Origin of the sequence: Nocardia sp. NPDC051756, from assembly GCF_040681495.1 — a bacterium.
Lineage (GTDB): Bacteria > Actinomycetota > Actinomycetes > Mycobacteriales > Mycobacteriaceae > Nocardia.
In genome coordinates this window covers 1-3276 of the sequence record NZ_JBFAYV010000032.1, presented here as the reverse complement: position 1 = coordinate 3276, position 3276 = coordinate 1, and the positions used below count along the sequence as shown (strand labels likewise).

3 protein-coding genes are annotated in these 3276 nt (G+C 37.5%); 2 read left to right on the top strand and 1 reads right to left on the bottom strand.

Annotation, left to right across the window (positions count from 1 at the left end; all coding sequences use genetic code 11):
* Positions 1-1220: amidohydrolase (locus AB0M22_RS45560; protein ID WP_364740304.1), on the bottom strand; the 1220-nt coding region annotated here is incomplete at its 3' end.
* Positions 1221-1330: 110 nt separating this feature from the next.
* Between AB0M22_RS45560 and AB0M22_RS45555 the strand changes: the two genes are divergently transcribed.
* Both AB0M22_RS45555 and AB0M22_RS45550 read left to right on the top strand, forming a co-directional pair.
* Entirely contained in the window at positions 1331-2221 is an 891-nt protein-coding gene (locus AB0M22_RS45555; RefSeq protein WP_354984027.1) for an IS982-like element ISLll1 family transposase, read from the top strand.
* A gap of 224 nt (positions 2222-2445) precedes the next feature.
* Positions 2446-3126 carry an IS6 family transposase gene (locus AB0M22_RS45550; RefSeq protein WP_364740301.1) on the top strand — a complete coding sequence of 227 codons (681 nt, stop codon included), beginning with the start codon at positions 2446-2448 and terminating at the stop codon, positions 3124-3126.
* Positions 3127-3276: the final 150 nt, after the last annotated feature.

Below are 3276 nucleotides of genomic sequence, written 5' to 3'. Positions count from 1 at the left end.
AGGCGCGCGTCGAGCACGTAGACCCGGGTGTTCCACTGCGGCAACCCGATCGGCACCGAGCGGGTTGCAACTGCTTTAGCCGCGATTAAAATACTTTTCTCATTCATTTTAAATAAAGGGCTATGATGGGGATAATTTCCGCCGTCTTCAGGCTGTGCACCAATGTAAAAGAAAGTACTTGGTACAACTTGCCCATAATATGAAAAATCTTCAGAAGGATTTTGTGGTCCTAAATCGACTATATTATTGACTTCTGAAATATTCTGATCTTTTAAGCTGTCAACTACAAAGTGAGTGAGATTTTCTGAATTAAAGAGTACAGGATAGTTATCGTCATAATCTACAATCACTTCAACCCCAAAGGTTACTCCAACGCCTTTAGCAATTTGTTTCACTTGGTCTCGGATGACTTTTCTAGTTGTTTCTTTCATCATCCGAACATCCCCTTTTAACACTACTTTATCTTGTATAGCATTAAAACTTCCTGCTCCATCAAATGATCCAATAGTTACAGTACCCATGTCAAATGGATCTATTCTTCTTGAAATTACTGTTTGGAGTTCAGTTACAAAGTAACTAGCGGCTACTATTGCATCATTACTTAATTGTGGCATAGAAGCGTGACCTCCGTTTCCTTTGATTGTAATGGTGAAATTAGAACGTCCCGTTTGAGTTTCTTTATTATGATAGGCAATGACCCCTGTTTTAATTGTAGTCATCACATGAACCCCGATCATATTATCGACACCGTCAAGAGCTCCTGCTTTAATCATACCTTTGGCACCACCAGGAGATACTTCCTCTGCTGGTTGATGGACAATTCTAACTCTTCCCGGAAGTTCTTGTTTTATTTTTACTAGTTCTCTAGCAAGTACCATCAAATATGCAGTATGTGCATCGTGTCCACAGGCATGCATTACTCCTGGATTGACCGATTTAAAACTTAAATCATTATCTTCAAAAATAGCAAGAGCATCAAAGTCTGCTCTCAACGCAAGAGTTTTTCCGGATTTTCCACCTTCAATATCAACGATGATTCCAAATCCCTTTCCGATAAGTTTTGGTTCACAGTCAAGTTCTTTATAAAAGCCCATAATATACTTAAATGTTTCTTTTTCTTGAAAAGAAATTTCTGGGTATTGATGAAGATGACGCCTAATTTGAATCATTTCATTCTCATATTGTGTTAAGCTAGTCAACAAATTATTAAGTAGTTTCATATGATACCTCTAAACTTTCTACCCGAATTGCTAGTTAATTTCATTGGAAAATAAATAAGTCGTGCTATCCTAATCTTAAAGCACTAAGCATTAGAAAGCTCACGACTTATATGACTTATAATAGCACACTTCCAAAAGTTTTTGTTTATTTACTGACAACCATTGAGACGCTTTATCAAACGAGTGTTCCCCTTGAGGTTCAAAACCGAAAAAACGTCCATCTCGCAACATCAGATTGCTTAGTTATCGCTTGTTACCTCTGGGGCGTACTGCATTTTAGTGAAACACTTAAAGCTAAGCACCAATTGGCTCAAAGTTTATTTCCTAATTTCCTAGAATATTCTCGCTTTGTCCGCCGTTGTAATGCCCTCTTACCGAGTATCCAAGTCATTCGCCAAGCACTCGTCTTTAAAGAGGTTGAAGGAATGAGTGTATCCATTATTGATAGCTTCCCCCTTCCTTTGTGTCAGCCTATTCGTAACTTCAGAAGCAAAGTTCTTGGAGATTATGCCAATGTTGGCTACAATGCTACAAAGGGACAGTACTTCTATGGATGTAAATGTCATGCTTTAGTCAGTGAATCAGGCTATGTCATAGACTACACAATTACTCCTGCTTCAATGGCTGATAGTTCAATGACCGAGGAAGTGTTGAGTCAATTTGGGACACCAACAGTCCTTGGAGATATGGGATATCTAGGTCAGTCACTGCATGATAGGCTGGAATTAAAAGGAATTGATCTAATTACACCTGTCAGGAAGAACATGAAGCAAAAGAAAATCCTTTTCCCTAATTTTTCAAAACGTAGAAAAGTGATTGAGCGAGTTTTCTCTTTTTTGACAAATCTAGGAGCTGAGCGTTGTAAAAGTCGTTCGCCTCAAGGTTTTCAATTGAAATTAGAGATGATACTTTTAGCGTATTCTTTACTGTTAAAATCAGCTAAATCACTGGAACCAGAGACTTTAAGATATTCTATCGGGTATCAAGTCATGGCTAAATAATCAACTAGCAATTCGGGTCGTAATTAACATAATTGTATATGAACCCTTTGCATTTTCATTTAACGGCTTAATGGTTTTTCGCCTTAATAATAATAACCTTTGTTAAAAATTTGATTTTTTCTTTTAAGGGCCTAGAATTTATTATTTCTTTGGTTCTGTTGCAAAGTTTTCCAAAAAATCTATTTTAGTGTAAAATTGAGAAAAAAGACAGAGAGGACAGAGTAATGAATCATTTTAAAGGCAAACAATTCAAAAAAGACGTCATTATTGTCGCTGTTGGTTACTACCTGCGTTACAATCTAAGCTATCGTGAAGTTCAGGAATTGTTATATGATCGTGGAATAAATGTTTGTCATACTACGGTTTATCGTTGGGTGAAAGAGTACAGCAAAGTCCTCTATTATCTTTGGAAGAAGAAAAATAGACAATCCTTCTATTCATGGAAAATGGACGAAACCTATATCAAAATTAAGGGACGTTGGCATTATCTTTATCGTGCAATTGATACGGACGGCTTAACCTTAGATATCTGGTTACGAAAGAAACGGGATACGCAAGCAGCCTATGCTTTCTTAAAACGACTCCATAAACAGTTTGGTGAGCCGAAAGCAATTGTGACTGATAAAGCACCTTCTCTTGGCTCCGCCTTTAGAAAGTTACAGAGTGTGGGTTTATATCCTAAGACAGAGCACCGAACTGTGAAGTATCTTAACAATTTAATAGAACAAGACCATCGACCTATTAAACGACGGAATAAATTTTATCAAAGTCTCCGTACAGCCTCTTCCACGATTAAGGGCATGGAGACCCTTCGAGGAATATATAAAAAGAACCGAAGAAATGGAACGCTCTTCGGCTTTTCGGTGTCTACTGAAATCAAGGTATTAATGGGAATACCAGCCTAAGATATTTGGAGTTCAGAGAGGGCGCGTTTGATTTTCAAACTTCGCAACAGAACCAAATAGGGTTAATCTCATCAAGAAAAGGAGTTAGAAACAGTTGCGAAAATATATGATCTACCTCAGCAGTTTATTGGTCACATTTATCCTGAGTTA